This window comes from Comamonas sp. MYb21, assembly GCF_037479395.1.
Lineage (GTDB): Bacteria > Pseudomonadota > Gammaproteobacteria > Burkholderiales > Burkholderiaceae_C > Comamonas.
On the sequence record NZ_JBBGZC010000007.1, the window covers coordinates 140313 to 157812 of the forward strand.

General features: G+C 65.7%; 16 protein-coding genes. 8 read left to right on the plus strand and 8 right to left on the minus strand.

The genetic code is table 11. The features are described from left to right. Nucleotides 1–92: 92 nt before the first annotated feature. On the plus strand, nt 93–1163 hold the full coding sequence (gene miaA, locus WH367_RS11960; RefSeq protein ID WP_445228107.1) for a tRNA (adenosine(37)-N6)-dimethylallyltransferase MiaA: 1071 nt from the start codon (nt 93–95) through the stop codon (nt 1161–1163). A gap of 15 nt (nt 1164–1178) precedes the next feature. Further along, a complete protein-coding gene (locus tag WH367_RS11965; protein WP_339536246.1) occupies nt 1179–1721 on the plus strand; it encodes a DUF2867 domain-containing protein in 543 nt (180 codons plus the stop codon). On the opposite strand, the gene WH367_RS11970 is transcribed toward WH367_RS11965, so the two are convergent. Further along, on the minus strand, nt 1718–2980 hold the full coding sequence (locus tag WH367_RS11970; RefSeq protein WP_339536248.1) for an MFS transporter: 1263 nt from the start codon (nt 2978–2980) through the stop codon (nt 1718–1720). The two genes, WH367_RS11965 and WH367_RS11970, sit on opposite strands and share 4 nt — an antisense overlap. Nucleotides 2981–3078: 98 nt before the next feature. Between WH367_RS11970 and WH367_RS11975 the strand changes: the two genes are divergently transcribed. Then, entirely contained in the window at nt 3079–3510 is a 432-nt protein-coding gene (locus WH367_RS11975) for a winged helix-turn-helix transcriptional regulator (RefSeq protein ID WP_021027670.1), read from the plus strand. A gap of 28 nt (nt 3511–3538) precedes the next feature. On the opposite strand, the gene cysE is transcribed toward WH367_RS11975, so the two are convergent. Both cysE and WH367_RS11985 read right to left on the minus strand, forming a co-directional pair. Further along, entirely contained in the window at nt 3539–4318 is a 780-nt protein-coding gene (cysE, locus tag WH367_RS11980; RefSeq protein WP_339521155.1) for a serine O-acetyltransferase, read from the minus strand. 39 nt (nt 4319–4357) lie between these two features. Continuing rightward, entirely contained in the window at nt 4358–5170 is an 813-nt protein-coding gene (locus WH367_RS11985; protein WP_339536249.1) for an RNA methyltransferase, read from the minus strand. A gap of 162 nt (nt 5171–5332) precedes the next feature. Between WH367_RS11985 and WH367_RS11990 the strand changes: the two genes are divergently transcribed. Further along, nucleotides 5333–6244, plus strand: coding sequence for an inositol monophosphatase family protein (locus WH367_RS11990; protein ID WP_339536250.1), 912 nt, complete (start codon nt 5333–5335; stop codon nt 6242–6244). Nucleotides 6245–6325: 81 nt separating this feature from the next. Here the strand turns inward: WH367_RS11990 and WH367_RS11995 are convergent, their stop codons facing one another. Beyond that, nucleotides 6326–6718: an RcnB family protein gene (locus WH367_RS11995; RefSeq protein ID WP_339536252.1), complete on the minus strand. Its 393-nt coding sequence runs from the start codon at nt 6716–6718 to the stop codon at nt 6326–6328. A gap of 539 nt (nt 6719–7257) precedes the next feature. On the opposite strand from WH367_RS11995, the gene mutS reads away from it, so the two are divergent. Together mutS and WH367_RS12005 are read left to right on the plus strand one after the other, a co-directional pair. Next, nucleotides 7258–9849 carry a DNA mismatch repair protein MutS gene (gene mutS / locus WH367_RS12000; protein WP_339536254.1) on the plus strand — a complete coding sequence of 864 codons (2592 nt, stop codon included), beginning with the start codon at nt 7258–7260 and terminating at the stop codon, nt 9847–9849. Beyond that, nucleotides 9846–10670 (plus strand): proteasome-type protease, encoded by an 825-nt coding sequence (locus WH367_RS12005; protein WP_021027676.1) that lies wholly within the window; start codon nt 9846–9848, stop codon nt 10668–10670. The genes mutS and WH367_RS12005 overlap by 4 nt, the downstream gene beginning before the upstream one ends. 43 nt (nt 10671–10713) lie before the next feature. Here WH367_RS12005 and WH367_RS12010 read toward each other — a convergent pair whose 3' ends face one another. Further along, a complete protein-coding gene (locus WH367_RS12010; RefSeq protein ID WP_021027677.1) occupies nt 10714–11514 on the minus strand; it encodes an IclR family transcriptional regulator in 801 nt (266 codons plus the stop codon). 197 nt (nt 11515–11711) lie between these two features. On the opposite strand from WH367_RS12010, the gene WH367_RS12015 reads away from it, so the two are divergent. Together WH367_RS12015 and WH367_RS12020 are read left to right on the plus strand one after the other, a co-directional pair. Next, nucleotides 11712–12647, plus strand: coding sequence for a LysR family transcriptional regulator (locus WH367_RS12015; RefSeq protein ID WP_339536256.1), 936 nt, complete (start codon nt 11712–11714; stop codon nt 12645–12647). 94 nt (nt 12648–12741) lie between these two features. Continuing rightward, on the plus strand, nt 12742–13452 hold the full coding sequence (locus WH367_RS12020) for a DNA/RNA non-specific endonuclease (RefSeq protein WP_339536258.1): 711 nt from the start codon (nt 12742–12744) through the stop codon (nt 13450–13452). Nucleotides 13453–13527: 75 nt separating this feature from the next. Here WH367_RS12020 and WH367_RS12025 read toward each other — a convergent pair whose 3' ends face one another. From WH367_RS12025 to WH367_RS12035, 3 genes are all read right to left on the minus strand, one after another. Further along, nucleotides 13528–14670 carry a CaiB/BaiF CoA transferase family protein gene (locus WH367_RS12025; RefSeq protein ID WP_339536260.1) on the minus strand — a complete coding sequence of 381 codons (1143 nt, stop codon included), beginning with the start codon at nt 14668–14670 and terminating at the stop codon, nt 13528–13530. A 26-nt stretch (nt 14671–14696) separates the two neighbouring features. Next, complete coding sequence (locus WH367_RS12030; RefSeq protein WP_445228108.1) at nt 14697–15692, minus strand: Bug family tripartite tricarboxylate transporter substrate binding protein; 996 nt, start codon at nt 15690–15692, stop codon at nt 14697–14699. An 82-nt stretch (nt 15693–15774) separates the two neighbouring features. Then, on the minus strand, nt 15775–17481 hold the full coding sequence (locus tag WH367_RS12035) for an acyl-CoA dehydrogenase family protein (RefSeq protein WP_339536262.1): 1707 nt from the start codon (nt 17479–17481) through the stop codon (nt 15775–15777). Between the last annotated feature and the right edge of the window lie 19 nt (nt 17482–17500).

Below are 17500 nucleotides of genomic sequence, written 5' to 3' on the forward strand. Positions count from 1 at the left end.
GAAAACTCCCGCCCAGCCTGTTGGCTTCGCTTTGGCCCTACACTGGCGGGCAGTCATCACTCCTGTATTGATAGCTGTCTGCGCCAGCCCCCATGCCTGCATGGGGCCCTGCGTGGCCAGCTCACCGCTTCTTTACCGTGCCATCCGCTGCAAGCTCTCCCCTCTGCCTGGGCCTGGCAGGCCCCACCGCCTCCGGCAAGACCGGCGCTGCCATTGCGCTGGCGCAGCAACTGGGCGCGGCGCGGCCCGTCGAGATCATCAGCGTGGACTCGGCCCTCATCTACCGGGGCATGGACATTGGCTCAGCCAAGCCCAGCGTGCAGGAGCAGGCCGGCATTCCCCACCACCTGCTCGATATCCGCGACCCGCTGGACGCCTACAGCGCGGCCGAGTTTGTGCGCGATGCGCTGGCGCTGGTCGCGCAAATCCATGCGCGGGGCGGCATCAGCTTGCTGGTGGGCGGCACCATGCTGTACTTCAAGGCGCTGATGGATGGCATCGATGACATGCCTGCGGCCGACCCGGCGGTGCGCGCCCAGCTCGATGCCGAGGCCGCCCTCCATGGCTGGCCCCATATGCATGGGCTGCTGGCCCAGGTTGACCCAGTGACCGCGCAGCGTCTGGCGCCGGGCGACAGCCAGCGGGTGCAGCGCGCACTGGAGGTCTGGCGCATCAGCGGCCAGCCGCTGTCGCACTTCCATGCGCAGCAAAAGCGGCCGTCGCCACTGCTGCAGCTGGCGCCCAGTTTTCAGCTTTTCAGCCTGGAGCCCAGCGACCGCGCCTGGCTGCATGCGCGCATTGCGCTGCGCTACGACCAGATGCTGGCCCAGGGATTCTTGGCCGAGGTGCAGCAGCTGCGCGCGCGCGGCGATTTGCAGCTGAACCTGCCATCGATGCGCTGCGTGGGCTACCGCCAGATGTGGGAGATGCTCGACCGCTGCGCCCAGCAAGGCATTGCCGTGCAGACCGAAAGCGACGTGCCGCCCGCATTGTGGGCCGAGATGCGCGAGCAAGGCATTGCCGCCACGCGCCAGCTGGCCAAGCGCCAGATCACCTGGCTGCGCAGCATGCCCGCCCGCCAGGCGATTGCCTGCGATGCGCCGGGTGCGCTGGACCAATGGCTGCGCGCTGCCAGCGCCCGGCTCGCTGCTGCTGGCACCTAAACGCTGGTCCCCACCATGCCCACCCAACCGCAAGAGACCCGGCCGCCTGCGGGCAGCCGCATCGCCGAGCGCCTGGCCGGCGCGCATTTTCAGGATGCCTGGTGCATCCACACCGCGCAGACCGGCGAGCCGGCGCTGGCCTATTTTCTGGCCGCCGTCGCGCGCACGCCGCGCTGGATTGAGTGGTGCATGCAGGCCCGCAACCGGGTGGGCCAACTGGTGGGGCTCAAGGACCTGGGCACCCTCTCCCAGATCGACCCGCAGCGCCCTGCCAGCGCCTACCAGCCGGGCGAGCGCGTGGGCGTTTTTACGGTGCTGGAGAACAGCGCAGCGGAGGCACTGATTGGCGACAGCGACAAGCATTTGAACGTGGTGCTCAGCGTCCACCGCGCGCCTGTCGCCGGCCGCCAGGACCAGGTCGCCATCACCATCACAACGGTGGTGCATGTCCGCAACCTGCTCGGCCATTTGTACATGCTGCCGGTGGCGCCCATGCACCGGCGCATTGCACCTGCGATGCTGGCCGCCTTGGGCCAGGCACAACCTGCCGCAGCCTAAGCGTTCGCAGCGGCGCGCGCAGGATCCGCACGCATCCAGTCGTGCGTGGCCCACCAGAACAGCAGCGCGGCGCCACTGACCACCGCACCCAGTGCGCACACACCCAGCCAACCCGCATAGGCATAGACGCTGGTGGCGCTGATGGCACCCAGCCCGCTGCCTACTGCATAGAACAGCATGTAGACGGCGACCACGCGGCTATGCGCATCGCTGCTGCGCGCAAAAATGAGACCCTGGTTGCTGACATGCAAGGCCTGGCCACCCAGGTCCAGCAGCACAATGCCCAGTACCAGGGCCGCTATCGCCCAGCGCGGATCGGGCAGCCCGCCCAAACCTGCCAAGGGCAGCCAGGCCAGCAGCAGGGCCAGCAAGGCCCATAGCGATGCGCGCTGCGCCTGGCCCCTGTCCACCCAGCGGCCCGCCACCGTGGCTGCCAAGGCCCCGGCGGCACCCACGAGGCCAAACAGGCCAATGGCGCTGTGCGAAAAACCAAAGGGTGCCGCACGCAGCGGCAGCACCAGGCTGCTCCAGAAAATGCTGAACGCGGCAAACATCAATAGCGCCAGCACGCCACGCACCTGCAGGACCCGGTCGCGCCGCAGCAGGCGGCCCATCGATACCACCAGTTGGCGATAGCCCAGGCTGGATGGCCGATGCGCCAGCACCGGCAGCCAGCACCACAGCGGCAAGGCCATCGCCAGCATCAACGCCGCCGAGGCCATATAGACGCTGCGCCAGCCCCAGGCATCGCCCACGGCCCCGGCCAGTACCCGCGCCAGCAGCAGGCCGATAAAGACCCCGCTTTGCGCCCCCCCCACCACCCGGCCCTGGGCATCGGGCGGCGCCGCACTGGCGGCGTAGGCGATCAGGCCCTGGGTCATCGCCGTGCCCAGCAAACCCACCGCCAGCATCGCCGCCATCAACAGCGGCGCAGAAGGCGCAAAGGCTACGGCCAGCAACGCCAGCACCAGGGCTAGCAATTGCCAGGCCATCAAGGGGCGCCGGTTGACCCGGTCGCCCAAGGGCACCAGCAGCAGCAAGGCGAGGGCCGATCCCAGTTGCGTGGCGGTGATCACGCCGCCGACGGTGGCCAGCGGTATGCCCAGGTCCAGCGCCACCGCATCGAGCAGCGGCTGGGCGTAGTAGACATTGGCCACGCTGGCGCCAGCGGCCACGGCGAACAGCCCCACCAAGCCTGATGGCACGGCAGGACGCTGGACCTGCCGGCCCGGAATATCGACACAGGAAGAGGAAGTCATCGAGTCATCACCAATCTAGTTTTAATTTAAAACCAGATGAATTCTAGGCATTCCAGTTTTAAAATGCAACTCGATTGGAAAAACTTGGAGAACACCGCATGACCCAGCACCAGCCCTGCCCCGTTGCGCGCGCCTTGGATGCCATTGGCGACCGCTGGTCGCTGCTGATCGTGCGGGATGCCTTTGACGGCGTGCAGCGCTTTGGCGATTTGCAGCGCAACCTGGGCATGGCACGCAATATCCTGAGCGACCGGCTGCGCAAGCTGGTGGATGCGGGGGTGCTGCAGACGCAGCCCGCATCGGACGGCAGTGCCTACCAGGAATATGCGCTGACGGCCAAGGGCCTGGGCCTGTTCCCGGTGGTGGTGGCACTGCGCCAATGGGGCGAGGACCAGCTGTTTGCGCCGGGCGAGGCGCATTCAAGCCTGGTGGAAAAAGCCAGCGGCCAGCCGGTGGCGCGCATGCAGCCGCAGACCGCAGATGGCCAGGTGCTGGCGCCCAGTGCCGCCATGGTGCGCAAGCTGGGCTAGTCGCTTATTGGCAAGACAGGCCTGGGCCTTACTTGCCGACCAGGTCGCTCAGCTTCTGGGCTTCGAACTCGGCTTCGCGCTGCGCATCGCAAGGCACGCAATCGCCCAGCTTGCTTTGCACGGACAGCTTCTCGATAGCGGCCCAGAGCATGGTGATCTGCTGCTCATGGCCGGCAGCGCTATCAATGATGCCGCGCATGGCCTTGGACAGCGGGTCGTCTTCCTGCGTCACGCCGTAGGCGGCAAACTTCTGCTCGGGCTGGGCCTCGGTCACATCGGCACTGGCGCCTTGGCGCGAGGCAATGATGCGCGCGGGGATGCCCACCGCCGTGGCACCGGCTGGCACCGGCTTGATGACCACGGCATTGCTGCCGATCTTGGCACCATCGCCCACCTCAAAGCCGCCCAGCACCTTGGCACCCGCAGCCACCACCACGTTCTTGCCCAAGGTGGGATGGCGCTTGGCGCCCTTGTAGAGCGTGGTGCCGCCCAGGGTGACGCCGTGGTAGATGGTGCAGCCGTCGCCGACGACCGCCGTCTCGCCGATCACGACACCCATGCCATGGTCGATAAAGACATTGCGGCCAATCTGCGCGCCGGGGTGGATCTCGATGCCGGTCAGCCAGCGGGCCATGTGCGAGATGAAACGGCCCGTCCATTTGAATCCATGGCTCCAGCACCAGTGCGCAGGACGCTGCATCCAGATCGCATGCAGACCGGGATAACAGGTGATGACCTCCCAACGGCTGCGGGCGGCAGGATCGCGGTCGAGGATGCACTGAATATCGGAGCGCAGGCGGTCAAGCATGGAAACAATGGTTATATAAGTATTCGAGGGCCCGCCAGTCTAGCGTTTTGTGGCCTCGGCCGTGCGCAGCATGGCCTTGGCAACACCTCTGAGGATATGGATTTCCTCCTGGGTCAGTTGCGCGCGGTTGAACATCTGGTTGAGCCGGGGCATCAGCTTCTTGGGCGCATCCAGGTCCAGAAAACCGATCTCGGCCAGCGCCTGCTGCCAGTGCGCCAGCATGCCCGCCACCTGCTGCGCATCGGCCCGCTCGCCCCGCGCCGCCACATCGCTCACGCCATAGCCGCCCAGTGCCTGGCGCCAGTCATAGGCCACCACCTGCACGGCCGAGGCGAGATTGAGCGAGCCAAAATCCGGATTGGTCGGAATCGACAGCGCCACATGGCAGCGGTACACATCCTCATTGGCCATGCCATAGCGCTCGCAGCCAAACAAAAAGGCCACGCCGCTCTCGCCGCTGGGGTTGGCGGCTGCGGCGTCGCTGGCTGCGGGGCTGCTGTCTTCATCCAGTGGAACCGGCCCAGCCTCGGCGGCCAGCGCGCCTTGCAGCAGCAGCGCAAAGTGCTCGCGCGGCGTGCGCGCGGGCGGGCCAAAGTCACGCGGGGTCATTGCCGTGGCGCAGAGGTGGCTCATGCCATCGAGCGCTTCCTCCACGGTGGCCACAATGCGGCAGTTGGCCAGCACATCCAGTGCGCCGCTGGCGCGCTGGATGGTTTCTTCCTTGCGCAGCACATTGCTCCAGCGCGGGCGCACCAGCACCAGGTCATCGAAACCCATGGTCTTGATGGCACGGGCGGCGGCGCCCACATTGCCGGCGTGGCTGGTTTCGATCAGAACAAAACGGGTTTTCATAGACAGGTCGAGCAAAAATGGACATGCACCAGCGAAAAAAATCGACCGCAGGTACAATCTAGCCCCTATTGTCGCTGCCGCATCGCCGGCCGCGATCTACAAGCCGCTCTTGCCCCAGCGTTTCGCAGCGTTTTTGCTGCCCCACTTACGCCCACACAATTTATGTCGTCCTCCTCCCTGCACCCCATGCTCAACATGGCCATCAAGGCCGCTCGCGCTGCTGGCGCCATCATCAACCGTGCCGCGCTTGACGTGGAATCGGTGCGGGTATCGACCAAACAGGTGAACGACTTTGTGACCGAAGTGGACCAGGCCTCCGAGCAAGCGATCATCGAGACCTTGCTGACCGCCTACCCGGACCACGGCATCCTCGCCGAAGAATCGGGCAACGAATACGGCAACCCCCGCTCCAACCACATCTGGATCATCGATCCGCTGGACGGCACCACCAACTTCATCCACGGCTTCCCCGTATACTGCGTCAGCATCGCGCTGGCCGTGAACGGCCGCGTCGAGCAAGCCGTGGTGTACGACCCCACCCGCAACGACCTGTTCACCGCCACCCGTGGCCGTGGCGCCTTCCTCAATGAGCGCCGCATCCGCGTGTCCAAGCGCACCCAGCTGCGCGATACCCTGATCACCACCGGCTTCCCCTTCCGTCCGGGCGACAACTTCAAGCAGTACATGGCCATGCTGGGCGATGTGATGCAGCGCACCAGCGGCGTGCGCCGCCCCGGCGCAGCGGCACTGGACCTGGCCTATGTGGCCGCCGGCTTCAGCGATGGTTTCTTTGAAACGGGCCTGAGCATCTGGGATGTGGCAGCGGGCTCGCTGCTGGTGACCGAGGCCGGTGGCCTGGTCGGCAACTTCACCGGCGAAGCCGACTTTCTGGAGCAGCGCGAAGTGCTGGCCGGCACGCCCCGCATCTACGGCCAGCTGGTGCCTATCCTGGCCAAGTACAGCAAGTTTGCCAGCGCGGGCGACAAGGCTGCCGTGCGCCAGGCGCTGAACGACGAAGGCGCCGAGCCCGCTGCAGACACCCCGGCCGAGCCCGACGCCGAGCAAGCCGAGTAAATCTCCGCGCTCCACTACGACAAAGCCCACAGGCCATGCCTGTGGGCTTTGTCTTTGGGCGATCAGATAACCGACGGTCTATCAGTTGCCAAACACGATCTGCGCAACCACACCAGACGCAATGGCCACCAGCAGGTAGTCACCGCCATTCTGGATCCAGTGGTAGCCGCGCGGGGGTGAACTCAGGCGGTGGCCGCGCCAGTCATTGACCACATAGCCATGCGCCCGGTACTGAGGCGGCACACGCGAGCCCTTGACCCAGCGGTGGTCCGGCCCCGCGCCCCGGTGGTTGCGCGCGTCGGGCCGGTGCGCATCATGGCGGCGATCGGGCTGCGCACGGCCCCGGTCATCATGGCGCTGCGCATCCTGCGGCGGGCGCGGTTGCGCTTGCACGCCGACGGCGCCAGCCCCCATCGTAGCCACCAGTGCAGCGGCGGCGATACGGCGCATCCATGTTGTCGTTGCGTTTGTCATTGAGGACCTCCTATCCTTGTAGAGCACAAGGCAGAACCGCCTTGCTTGCAGCCCATGATGGCGCAAGCCTGAGGGCGAGGCGGTAGGAAACGGCCAGCTTTACCGAGATTTTCAAGGCGCTGCGATGGGCTTTACATTCGCATCGGGGTGTTAAATCTCTTCAAAAATAGCGGCGCTTGCCGCTGCGGTGCCCGCCCGCGCCGAAAACCCCTTGCAGGGCGGATCTGCCAGATATTTCCTTGCGCTGCATGCGAGTGGCCGCCAACTTGATCGGCCAATTGCGTTAATATGCACACCCCGCCCAGGCCGATGGCCCCCCAGCCAGCCTTGTATGATGCGCATAGCGGCCAGACGCACACAGGCGCAGCCACCCTGCCCCCTGGTGCCCCGCCGGTTGTGCCCGCCTTTATGGGCCCGGTGCCAACCCCATCACCCATGCCATGCCAAGTTGGATGCATACCAACCCATACCAATAGATGAGTTCAAACCCAATGGAAAATCCAACGCTGACAAAAGCCGATTTTTCATCGCATACCCCAATGATGCAGCAGTACCATGCTGCCAAAGTTGACCACCCCAACACCTTGCTGTTCTACCGCATGGGGGATTTCTACGAGCTGTTTTATGGCGATGCCGAGAAGGCCGCGCAGCTGCTCAATATCACCCTGACCCAGCGCGGCCAGTCGGCCGGCCAGCCGATTCCGATGGCGGGCGTGCCCTTCCATGCGCTGGAGAACTACCTGGGGCGCTTACTCAAGCTCGGCGAATCGGTGGCGATCTGCGAGCAGGTGGGCGAAGTGGGTGCCAGCAAGGGCCCTGTCGAGCGCAAGGTGGTGCGCGTGGTCACGCCCGGCACGGTGACCGACAGCGAGCTGATGAGCGACAAGGCCGAGGCCATGCTGCTGGTGGTGCACCAGGCCCAGCGCGCCCGCTGTGGCCTGGCATGGCTCAGCGTCACCCAGGGCAAGATTTTTCTGGCCGAGTGCACGCATGAAGAGCTGCCCGCCTGGATTGCGCGCATTGCGCCCAGCGAAGTGGCCTACAGCGCCGGTGCCTCGCAGCGCTTTGAGCAATCGCTCTACCAGCTGCGCAGCAGCGGCGTGCTGACCTGCCCGCTGGCACTGCGCCCCGACTGGCAGTTTGACGAAAAACTGGGCGAGCGCAAGCTATTGGAGCAACTGGGCGCGGCCAGCCTGCAGGCCTGGAATGCGCAGACCCTGTATGCCGCCCATGCGGCCGCTGGCGCGCTGCTCACCTATGCCGAGCACACCCAGGGCCGCAACCTGCCCCATGTGCAGAGCATCCATGTGGTGCGCGACGATGCGCTGATCGACCTGCCAGCGACCACGCGCCGCAATCTGGAGCTGGTCAAGACCTTGCGCGGCGAAGACGGCCCGACCTTGTTCTCGCTGATCGATACCTGCCAGACGGGCATGGGCAGCCGCTTGCTCAAGAGCTGGTTGCTCGAACCCAGCCGTGACCGCAGCGATGCGCGCGCGCGCCTGGGCGCCATCAGCGTGCTGCGCGGCGACAGCGACACGCTGTCGGCCGCACCCTGGCAGATTCTGCGCACCGAGCTCAAGGGTGTCTCCGATGTGGAGCGCATCACCGCCCGCATCGCCCTGCGCCAGGTGCGCCCGCGTGAGCTCGTCGCACTGGGTTTGACCTTGCAAAAAGCGCAGCAGCTGGCGCGCAATGCCGCCGCACCTGCGCCTTTGCTGGGCGAGATTTTTGAAGCGCTGCAGCCGCCCTTGGAGGCGATGGAGCTGCTGATCCGTGCGATCGACCCCGAACCGGCCGCGCTGGTGCGCGACGGCGGCGTGATTGCGAACGGTTTTGATACCGAGCTGGACGAGCTGCGCGCGATCCAGACCAATTGCGACGCCTTCTTGCTGGACCTGGAGACGCGCGAAAAGGCACGCACCGGCATCAGCAACTTGCGCGTGCAGTTCAACAAGGTGCATGGCTTCTATATCGAGGTCACCAGCAGCCACAAGGACAAGGTGCCCGACGACTACCGCCGCCGCCAGACCTTGAAGAATGCCGAGCGCTTTATCACGCCCGAGCTCAAGACCTTCGAGGACAAGGCGCTGTCGGCCCAGGAGCGCGCGCTGCAGCGCGAGAAATGGCTGTACGAGCAGGTGCTCGACCAGCTGCAGCCGCATGTCAGCGCCCTGACCCGCGTGGGCCAGGCGATTGCCTCGCTCGATGCGCTGTGCGCGCTCGCCGAGCGCTCATTGACCCTGAACTGGTGCGCGCCGCAGTTTGTGCCCGAGCCCTGCATCGACATCGATGCCGGCCGCCACCCGGTAGTGGAAGCGCGCCTGGCCGAGACCTCCAATGCGTCCTTCATCGCCAACAACACGCGGCTGTCGAGCCTGCAGCGCCTGCAGATCATCACCGGCCCCAATATGGGCGGTAAATCGACCTATATGCGCCAGGTGGCACTGATTGCGCTGCTGGCCAGCATGGGCAGCTATGTGCCCGCCACACGCTGCCTGCTCGGGCCCATCGACGCGATCCACACCCGCATCGGCGCGGCCGATGACCTGGCCAATGCCCAGTCCACCTTCATGCTGGAGATGACCGAGGCCGCGCAGATCCTGCACAGCGCCACGCCCAACAGCCTGGTGCTGATGGACGAGATCGGCCGGGGCACCAGCACCTTTGACGGCCTGGCGCTGGCCAGCGGCATTGCGACGCAGCTGCATGACAAGACCAAGGCCCTGGCCTTGTTCGCCACCCATTACTTTGAGCTGACCGAGCTGCCGGCCAAGGCCAAACATGCGATCAACATGCATGTGGCCGCGACCGAGGCGGGCAGCGACATTGTGTTTTTGCATGAACTGCAACCGGGCCCGGCCAGCCGCAGCTATGGCGTGCAGGTGGCCAAGCTCGCCGGCATGCCCGCGCCCGTGCTCAGCCATGCCCGCCATGCACTGGCTGCGCTGGAAGCGCGCCAGCAGGCGGGCGACTCCCAGGTGGACCTGTTTGCCCAGCCGGCCTCGGCCGAGACCCCCACTCCCAGCGCCGTCGAGGCGCAATTGCGCGAGCTGCAACCCGACACGTTGACACCGCGCGACGCCCTCGATCTACTGTATTCACTCAAGCGACTCGCTGACAAGTCATGACCTATTGTGTAGCCATCAAGCTGAACGCCGGCCTGGTGTTCCTCTCCGACTCCCGCACCAATGCGGGCCTCGACCATATCAGCACCTTCCGCAAGATGATGGTGTATGAGAAGCGCGGCGAGCGCTTCATGGTGCTGCTGTCTGCCGGCAATCTGTCGATCTCGCAATCGGTGCGCGAGATTTTGCAGACCCAGCAACTCGAAGACGAGAACGGCGGGCCGCCCATCACCATCTGGAACGCCAAGAGCATGTTCGATGCCACCCGCGTGCTGGGCGCTGCCGTGCGCCATATCCAGGAGCGCGATGGCAAGGCGCTCGAGCGCGCGGGTGTAGATTTCAACTGCAGCCTGGTGTTTGGCGGCCAGATCGCTGGCGAGAGCCCGCGCCTCTTTCAGGTGTACTCGGCCGGCAACTTTATCGAGGCCACGGCGGAGACGCCCTACTTCCAGATTGGCGAGGCCAAGTATGGCAAACCCGTGCTCGACCGCGTGCTGACGCCCAAGACCCCCCTCAATGAAGCGGCCAAATGCGCGCTGGTCTCCATGGACAGCACGCTCAAATCCAACCTGTCGGTGGGCCTGCCGCTGGACCTGGTGGTGTACGAAACCGACCAGCTCGCCTGCGACAACATCGCCTGCATCGACGAGTTCAACGAGTACTTCCGCATGGTGCGCAACACCTGGGGCGACAAGCTGCGCCAGGCCTTTGACAGCATCGACGACCCGCACTGGGACAGCGGTGACACGGCCGCATCCATCCAGCCGGACAACAGCGCCATCCGGCCGGTCAAAAAAATCACCAATTCAAATGTGATGCTCTAAAGCGGTAGTTTGTGCGGAGTGCGCCAGCCCTGCGCACAAACTATCAGCCATGCACCAGATTGGGGTTTTGCGCCAGCTGCTGGGCAATCGCGCGGCAGGTGCGCAGCAGCGGCTGGATATAGGCGGCCTGCACATCTTCGCGCTGGCGGAACAGCAAGGTGCTGACGCTGATGGCAGCCACGGGGCTGCCGTCCGGCCCCAGCACCGCCGCGCCAAAGCAGTAAATGCCCTCTTCATTTTCTTGCGCATCGGTGGACCAGCCGCGTTGGCGCACCGCGTCCACCTGCTGCTGCAGCGCCTGCGCATCGCCCACCGTCTGCGCCGTCAGCGGCGCATAGCTCAGCTCGGCCATCAGCGCGCTGGCATCGCCGGGCGGCAGCGCGGCCAGGTAGGCCTTGCCCACGGCGGTGGAGTAGAGGTTCACGCTGGTGCCAATGCGCGATGACATCTGCACGGCGCTGTCGCTCTCCAACTTTTCGATATAGACCATGCTATGGCCCGAGGGCACGGCGAAATGGATGGTCTCCTGCGTGGCATCGCGCAGATCGCGCAGTGCCTGGGTCGCTGCCATGCGCAGGCCCGAGCGGCTCCAGCTGCGGCTGGCCAGTTGCACCAGGCGCGGGCCCAGGGTCCAGCAGCGCGTGCTCCCCACTTCCACCAGCATGCGCTCGGCCTGCAGCGCCGCCACAATGCGGTGCACCGTCGGGCGCGGAAAACCCGTCGCCTTGGCCATCTCGGCAATGCCCAGCGGCTCGCTGCCATCTGCCACCAGCTGCAGCACGCGCATAAACTTGGAAAACGCTGCCGTGCCGGCAACACTGCTTTCAGAAGACGAAGTAGCCATGCGCCGTAGCATACCCCAGCGCAAGAGGGTTCAGGGTCGCCTGCTGCATGCACTGCGCGGTCTCCTGCCATTCGACGCATACCAAGGCCAAAGCATTCTTCTTTTCCATAGGAATGTGGTTCGATCCCTTGAGCGGTGATGCCTTCCGAATCATCCCTACGGAAAATCCATAGCCAGCATCGCGGCAGACCGCTACCATGGCGCATCCCCCACGACACCGCTTCCCGCCCGCCATGCGCTTTGACCTGCAAGACCTGCGCCTTTTTGTCCATACGCTGGAGTCCGGCACCATCACCCAGGGGGCCGAGCGCTGCCATATCACCTTGGCATCGGCCAGCGAGCGCATTCGCGGCATGGAGACGGTGCTGGGCGCGCCCTTGCTCCACCGCAGCAAGCGCGGGGTCACAGCGACCGAGGCGGGGGCCGTGCTGCTGCCCCATGCGCGCCGCATGCTGCTGCAGATGGAGCAGCTCGCTGGCGACATGCAGGCCTTTGGCCAGGGCCTGGGCACGCGCATCGAGCTGCTGGCCAACACCTCGGCAATCAGCGAGCACCTGATTGCGCCGCTGGGCGCTTTTATGCAGGCCAACCCGCAGCTGCGCCTGGAGCTACGCGAATGCACCAGCGATGCGATTGCCCGCGCGCTGGTGGCAGGCGAAGCCGATATGGGCGTGCTCTCCAACGCCGTACCTGCGGGTAGCCTGCACACCCAGGTCTGGCGCGATGACCCGCTGGTGCTGCTGGGCACGACGCGCCTTTTGGCCGCCCTGCCCCAGGATGTGCAGCTGCACCACCTCAAGGACATTGCGCTCTTGGGCCTGCTGCCCCAGCATGCGCTGCACCAGCTGATGGCCGCACAGGCGCTGCAGGCGGGCGTGGCGCTGCGCTACCGCGCGCTGGCGCCGCACCTCGAAGCCCTGTGCGACTGGGTCACGATGGGCCTGGGCGCTGCACTGGTGCCGCGCACCGCTGCAGAATGCGCCACCCTGCGCTGGCCCCAGGCCCGGCTGCGCCTGCGGCCGCTGAGTGCCGACTGGGCCGCGCGCCAGCTGGTGCTGGCCTGCCGCGACCCGGCCCAGCTGCCGCCCCAGGCGCTGCAGCTGTGGACCTTTTTGCAGGAAGCGGCCCATTAGGCATCGCAGCGAGCGCCATCCACCGCCCGCATAGCCGACGGCCTGCCCGGCCTTTGTCCCCGGCGGGCCCATCTTGTGCAACACTTGCGCGCTTATGTTTTCCCGCCTCTCTGTTTACCTGGCGCCAGCGCTGCTGTGCGCCGCCGCCCCTGCCCTGGCTGCAGGCTTTGATGACTGCCCGCAGTTCTTCTCGGGCAAGCCGCCCAGCACCAGTGCCTACGGCCAATTGCGTCCTTTGTGTTTTGAAGAGTTTGCCGTGCTGCATTCGGGCCAGACCAAGACGCCGATCTTTGTGGCCCAGCGCCTCAATGCCCGCATGCTGGACCAGGCCAAGGACTTGAAGCGCAGCGACAAGTTCTACGAAGAAGCCCGCCTGCCCGCGCGCGAACGCGCGCAGCTGTCGGACTACCGTCGCTCGGGCCTCAGCCGTGGCCATATGGCTGCCGCCGGTGACATGAGCACCAAGTTCGGCAAGGCCCAAAGCTATTCGCTGGCCAATATGGTGCCGCAGGACCCGACGCAAAACGGCAAGCCCTGGTCGCAGATCGAGCAGGACACGCGCCGCTATATCCGCCGCGCCAAGGGCGATGTGTTTGTCATCACCGGCCCGGTTTTTGGCAAGCAGCACCGTACCATCGGAGACGGCCAGGTCTGGGTGCCCGATGCCGTGTTCAAGATGGTATATGACCCAGCGACCGGCCAGCGCTGGGTGCATCTGCAGGACAACCAGCCATCGACCAAGGCGGGCAAGCCCATCAGCTACTCGGAGTTTGTGCAGCGCACGGGCATTCGCCTGCTGGACTGAGCACAGTCCCTGGCGCAGAAAAATGGCCCATGCTGCAGAGCGCAGGCATGGGCCTTCGCGGGTGAATGGTGCGGGTCAGTGGTCGTTGGCCGCGTCCAAGAACGCCGTGCCTTCGGTCAGCGGCGCAAAGCGGTAGGACGCGGGCGTGCGGCTGAGCTTGACCGGGGCGCCCAGGCCGGTGTAGTCGCCCATCTTCACAACCATCTCGCGGTGCGCAGTATGCGGGGCTTGCAAGGCCTGCTCCACATTCAGCACCGGCGCGGCGGGCACGCCAATGGCCATCAGGTCTTCGGCCAGTTGCACGCCGTCATGCGCGGCAAAGGCTTTTTCAAGCAGCGGCTTGAGCACATCGCGGTTCACCGAGCGCTGGCCGGCCGTGGCAAAGCGCGTGTCATCGGCCAGGGCCTCCTGCCCCAGGTGCTGGCACATCAGGCGGAACTGGCGGTCATTGCCCACGGCCAGAAAGATCGGCGCCTTGCCGGTGTTCACCACATCGTAGGGGTAGATGTTGGGATGGGCATTGCCGGAGCGGCCGGGGATCTTGCCGTTCATGAACCAGTTGGCCGCATGCGGGTGCAAGAGCGAGATGCCCGCGTCGTACAGCGAGGCATCGACCAGCTGGCCCAGGCCGCTGCGGCCGCGCTCATGCAGCGCCAGCAGCACGCCAATGACGGCATTGAGGCCGGTGACCATGTCGACCACCGGCAGGCCCACACGCAGCGGGTCGCGGTCGGCCTCGCCATTGATGCTCATCAGCCCGGCCATGGCCTGGATGGCCGCGTCGTAGCCCGGCAGGCTGCCCAGCGGGCCATCGGCACCAAAGCCGGTGACGCGGCACCAGACCAGGTGCGGAAACTCCTGCTGCATCTGCTCGTAGCCAATGCCCCATTTCTCCATCGTGCCGGTCTTGAAGTTCTCGACCACCACATCGGCCTGCGCCATCAAAGCGCGCACCTGGGCCTGGCCTTCAGCGCTGGCCAGGTCCATGAACTGCACGCGCTTGTTGCGGTTCAGACCCAGGTAGTACGAGGCCACGCCATCGCGGAACGGCGGGCCCCAGCTGCGCGTGTCGTCGCCTTGCGGCGGCTCGACCTTGAGCACATCGGCGCCGTGGTCGCCCAGGATCTGGCCGCACAGCGGCCCGCCCAGAATGCGCGAGAGATCGAGCACCTTGATGCCCTGCAAAGCGCCTGCTTGGGCCGCCTGTGTTGTTGTCATGGTCCGTTTTTCCGTTTCCCGTTGGATCAGTCCAGCGTCACACCCGACTGCTGCACCACTGCCTGCCATTTGTCCACTTCGGTGGCGATAAAGCGCCCCAGGTAGGCAGGCGACCGGTCCGGTGATGCCTCCAGGCCCTGCGCGGCAAAGGCCTTTTTCACACTGTCCGAATCCAGCGCCTTGGAGAAGGCCTGGTTGAGCACCTGCACACGCTCGGGCGGCGTGCCCTTGGGGGCGACGACACCGAAGAAAACACCCACGTCATACCCGGCCATGCCCTGCTCGGCCACGGTGGGAATGTCGGGCAAGGCGCTGGAGCGGCGCGCGGTGGCGACGCCCAGCGGCTTGACCTTGCCAGCCTTGATATAGGGCATGGCCGTGAGGATATCGGTAAAGCTCATGTCGACCTGTCCCGCCAGCAAATCATTGAGCGCCGGGCCCGTGCCCTTGTAGGGAATGTGCTGCAGCTTGGTGCCGGCGAGGTTGTTGAACATGACCCCAGCCAGGTGCGACGAAGCGCCATTGCCCGATGACGCGAAATTGAGCTTGCCGGGCTGGGCCTTGTCCAGCGCGATCAGGCCTTGCACGTTGTCGGCCGGCAGGCTGGCCTTCACCACCAGGATATTGGGCAGGTAGCCCACATAGATGACAGGCGCGTAGCTGGTGCGCGGGTCGTAGCTGATCGACTTGTACAGGCTCTTGTTGATCGCCAGCGGGCCCGAGGTGCCGAACATGATGGTGTAGCCATCAGGCTTAGCGCGCGCCACATACTCGGCGCCGATATTGCCGCCCGCGCCCGCGCGGTTCTCCACCACCACGCTCTGGCCCAGCTCGCGCGTCAGCTCCGTCGCCAGAATGCGGGCCATCGCATCGGTGGGGCCGCCGGGTGGGAAGGGCACGGTGAACATGATCGGGCGGTCGGGGAATTTGTCAGCGGCTTGCACCGAGGCCATACCCACGCCACCCAGCCCGGCCAGACAAGCGAGGGCGAGCGCCGCCGCGTTCAAGGAAAATTTTTGCATGTTTGTCTCCATGTATTGAGGGGTGCAGGTCTGCTGCCTGCGTGTTGATGGGGCTGTCGCTGCCGGTCTGCGGATCTGCGAATCAGGCCAGCCAATCTTGCGGAATGGCGTCGCTGGCGAGCGGATCGCGCGGCAGCACGCGGTGCAGCAGCACCAGCTGCGACAGGCGCAGGCGCTCGGCCGAGTCGATCTGGCCGGCTTCCCAGGCCATCGCAATCGCGGTGGTGCAGTTGTACAGACCGGTGGCGGCCTGACGGGCCAGCACTGCGCCACCGTCTTGCGCGGCATGCTCGGCCAGCGCACTGGCGCGGGCCAATGCGGCATCCAAGGCCTGGCGGTAGCCGGCGCTGATGCGGCAGTCCTTCAGCAGGCCTTGCAGATAGGTCTGCAACACCGGCAGCGAGCCTTCGCGCTGGATGGCGCGCACGACATCGAGCGCGACGATATTGCTGGTGCCTTCCCAGATGGAGCCCAGGTGGGCATCGCGCACCAGGCGCGGGTCGGTCCATTCCTCGATATAGCCGCAGCCGCCGCGCACTTCCATCGCATCGCCCGTCACCTTGCGCGCATCGCGGCAGGCGCGGAACTTGATCATCGGCGTCAGGATGCGCAGCAGCGCATAGGCCTCCTTGTCGCCTGCGTCCGAGCGCATCAGGGTCTGCGCGGTCTGGAACACCATCGAGCGCGCCTGCTCGGCGGGCACGCGCAGCTTGTCCAGCTGGCGCTGCATCAGCGGCATATCCTGCAGGCGCCTGCCAAAGGCCACGCGCTCGCTGGCCACAAACTCGGCCTCGGCGACCGCGCGGCGCATCATGCCGGCCGAGCGCACACCGTTGGACAGGCGCGAGTTGTTGACCATATCGGCCATCTGCACAAAGCCCCGGCCCTGCTCGCCGATCAGGTAGGCCGTGGCGCCTTCCATGCGGATCTCGCCGCTGGCCATCGACTTGGTGCCCAGCTTGTCCTTGAGGCGAATGATGCGGTAGTGGTTCTGGCTGCCATCGTCCAGCTTGCGGGGCAGCAGGAAGAGCGAGATGCCCTTCATGCCAGCGGGTGCGCCTTCCACGCGGGCCAGCACCATTGCAAACTCGGCATCGGGGTTGGAGCAGAACCACTTGTCGCCCGTCACCCGCCAGCTGCCATCGGCCTGTGGCTGGGCCAGGGTCTGGGTGTTGGAGATGTCGGAGCCGGCCGCCTGCTCGGTCATGAACATGGCGCCCTGGGCCTGGCTGTCCCAGTCCAGCGACAGCAGCTGCGGCAGGTACTTGGCGACCAGCTCGGGCGCGCCGAATTTCTTCAAGGTGCGCGTGAGCGAATCGGTCATCGACAAGGGGCAGCACAGGCCAAACTCGGACTGCACGAACAGATAGGTCAGCGCATATTTGACGATGGGCGGCATCTTGCCCTGCCAGCCCAGCATGTCGTCGCGGTGCGAGATCGCTTGCAGGCCAAATTCGCCATAGGCAATGCGCTCCAGCTCTTCATAGGCCGGGTGCTTGATGATGCGCTGGCGGTCTTCACCGGAGCGGCTGCGGTGCTCCAGCGTGGGCGGGTTCTTGTCGGCAATGCTGGCCAGCTCGTCGATGCGGCCACCGGCCAGCTCGCCCATGCGCTGCAGATAGGGCTGCAGATGGGCCAGCAGATCGGCGGGCAGGTAGAGCTGCAAGAGCTGCTGCAAAGCCGGGTCGGTGCTGTAGAAATTGCTGCCGTGGCGATCGGGCACGGGGTGGGCATGGGCTTGCGCCACCTGCGCCATGGCGCTGCGCTGGGATGGGTCCGGTGCGGACATGCGGGTCTCCTGATGGCGG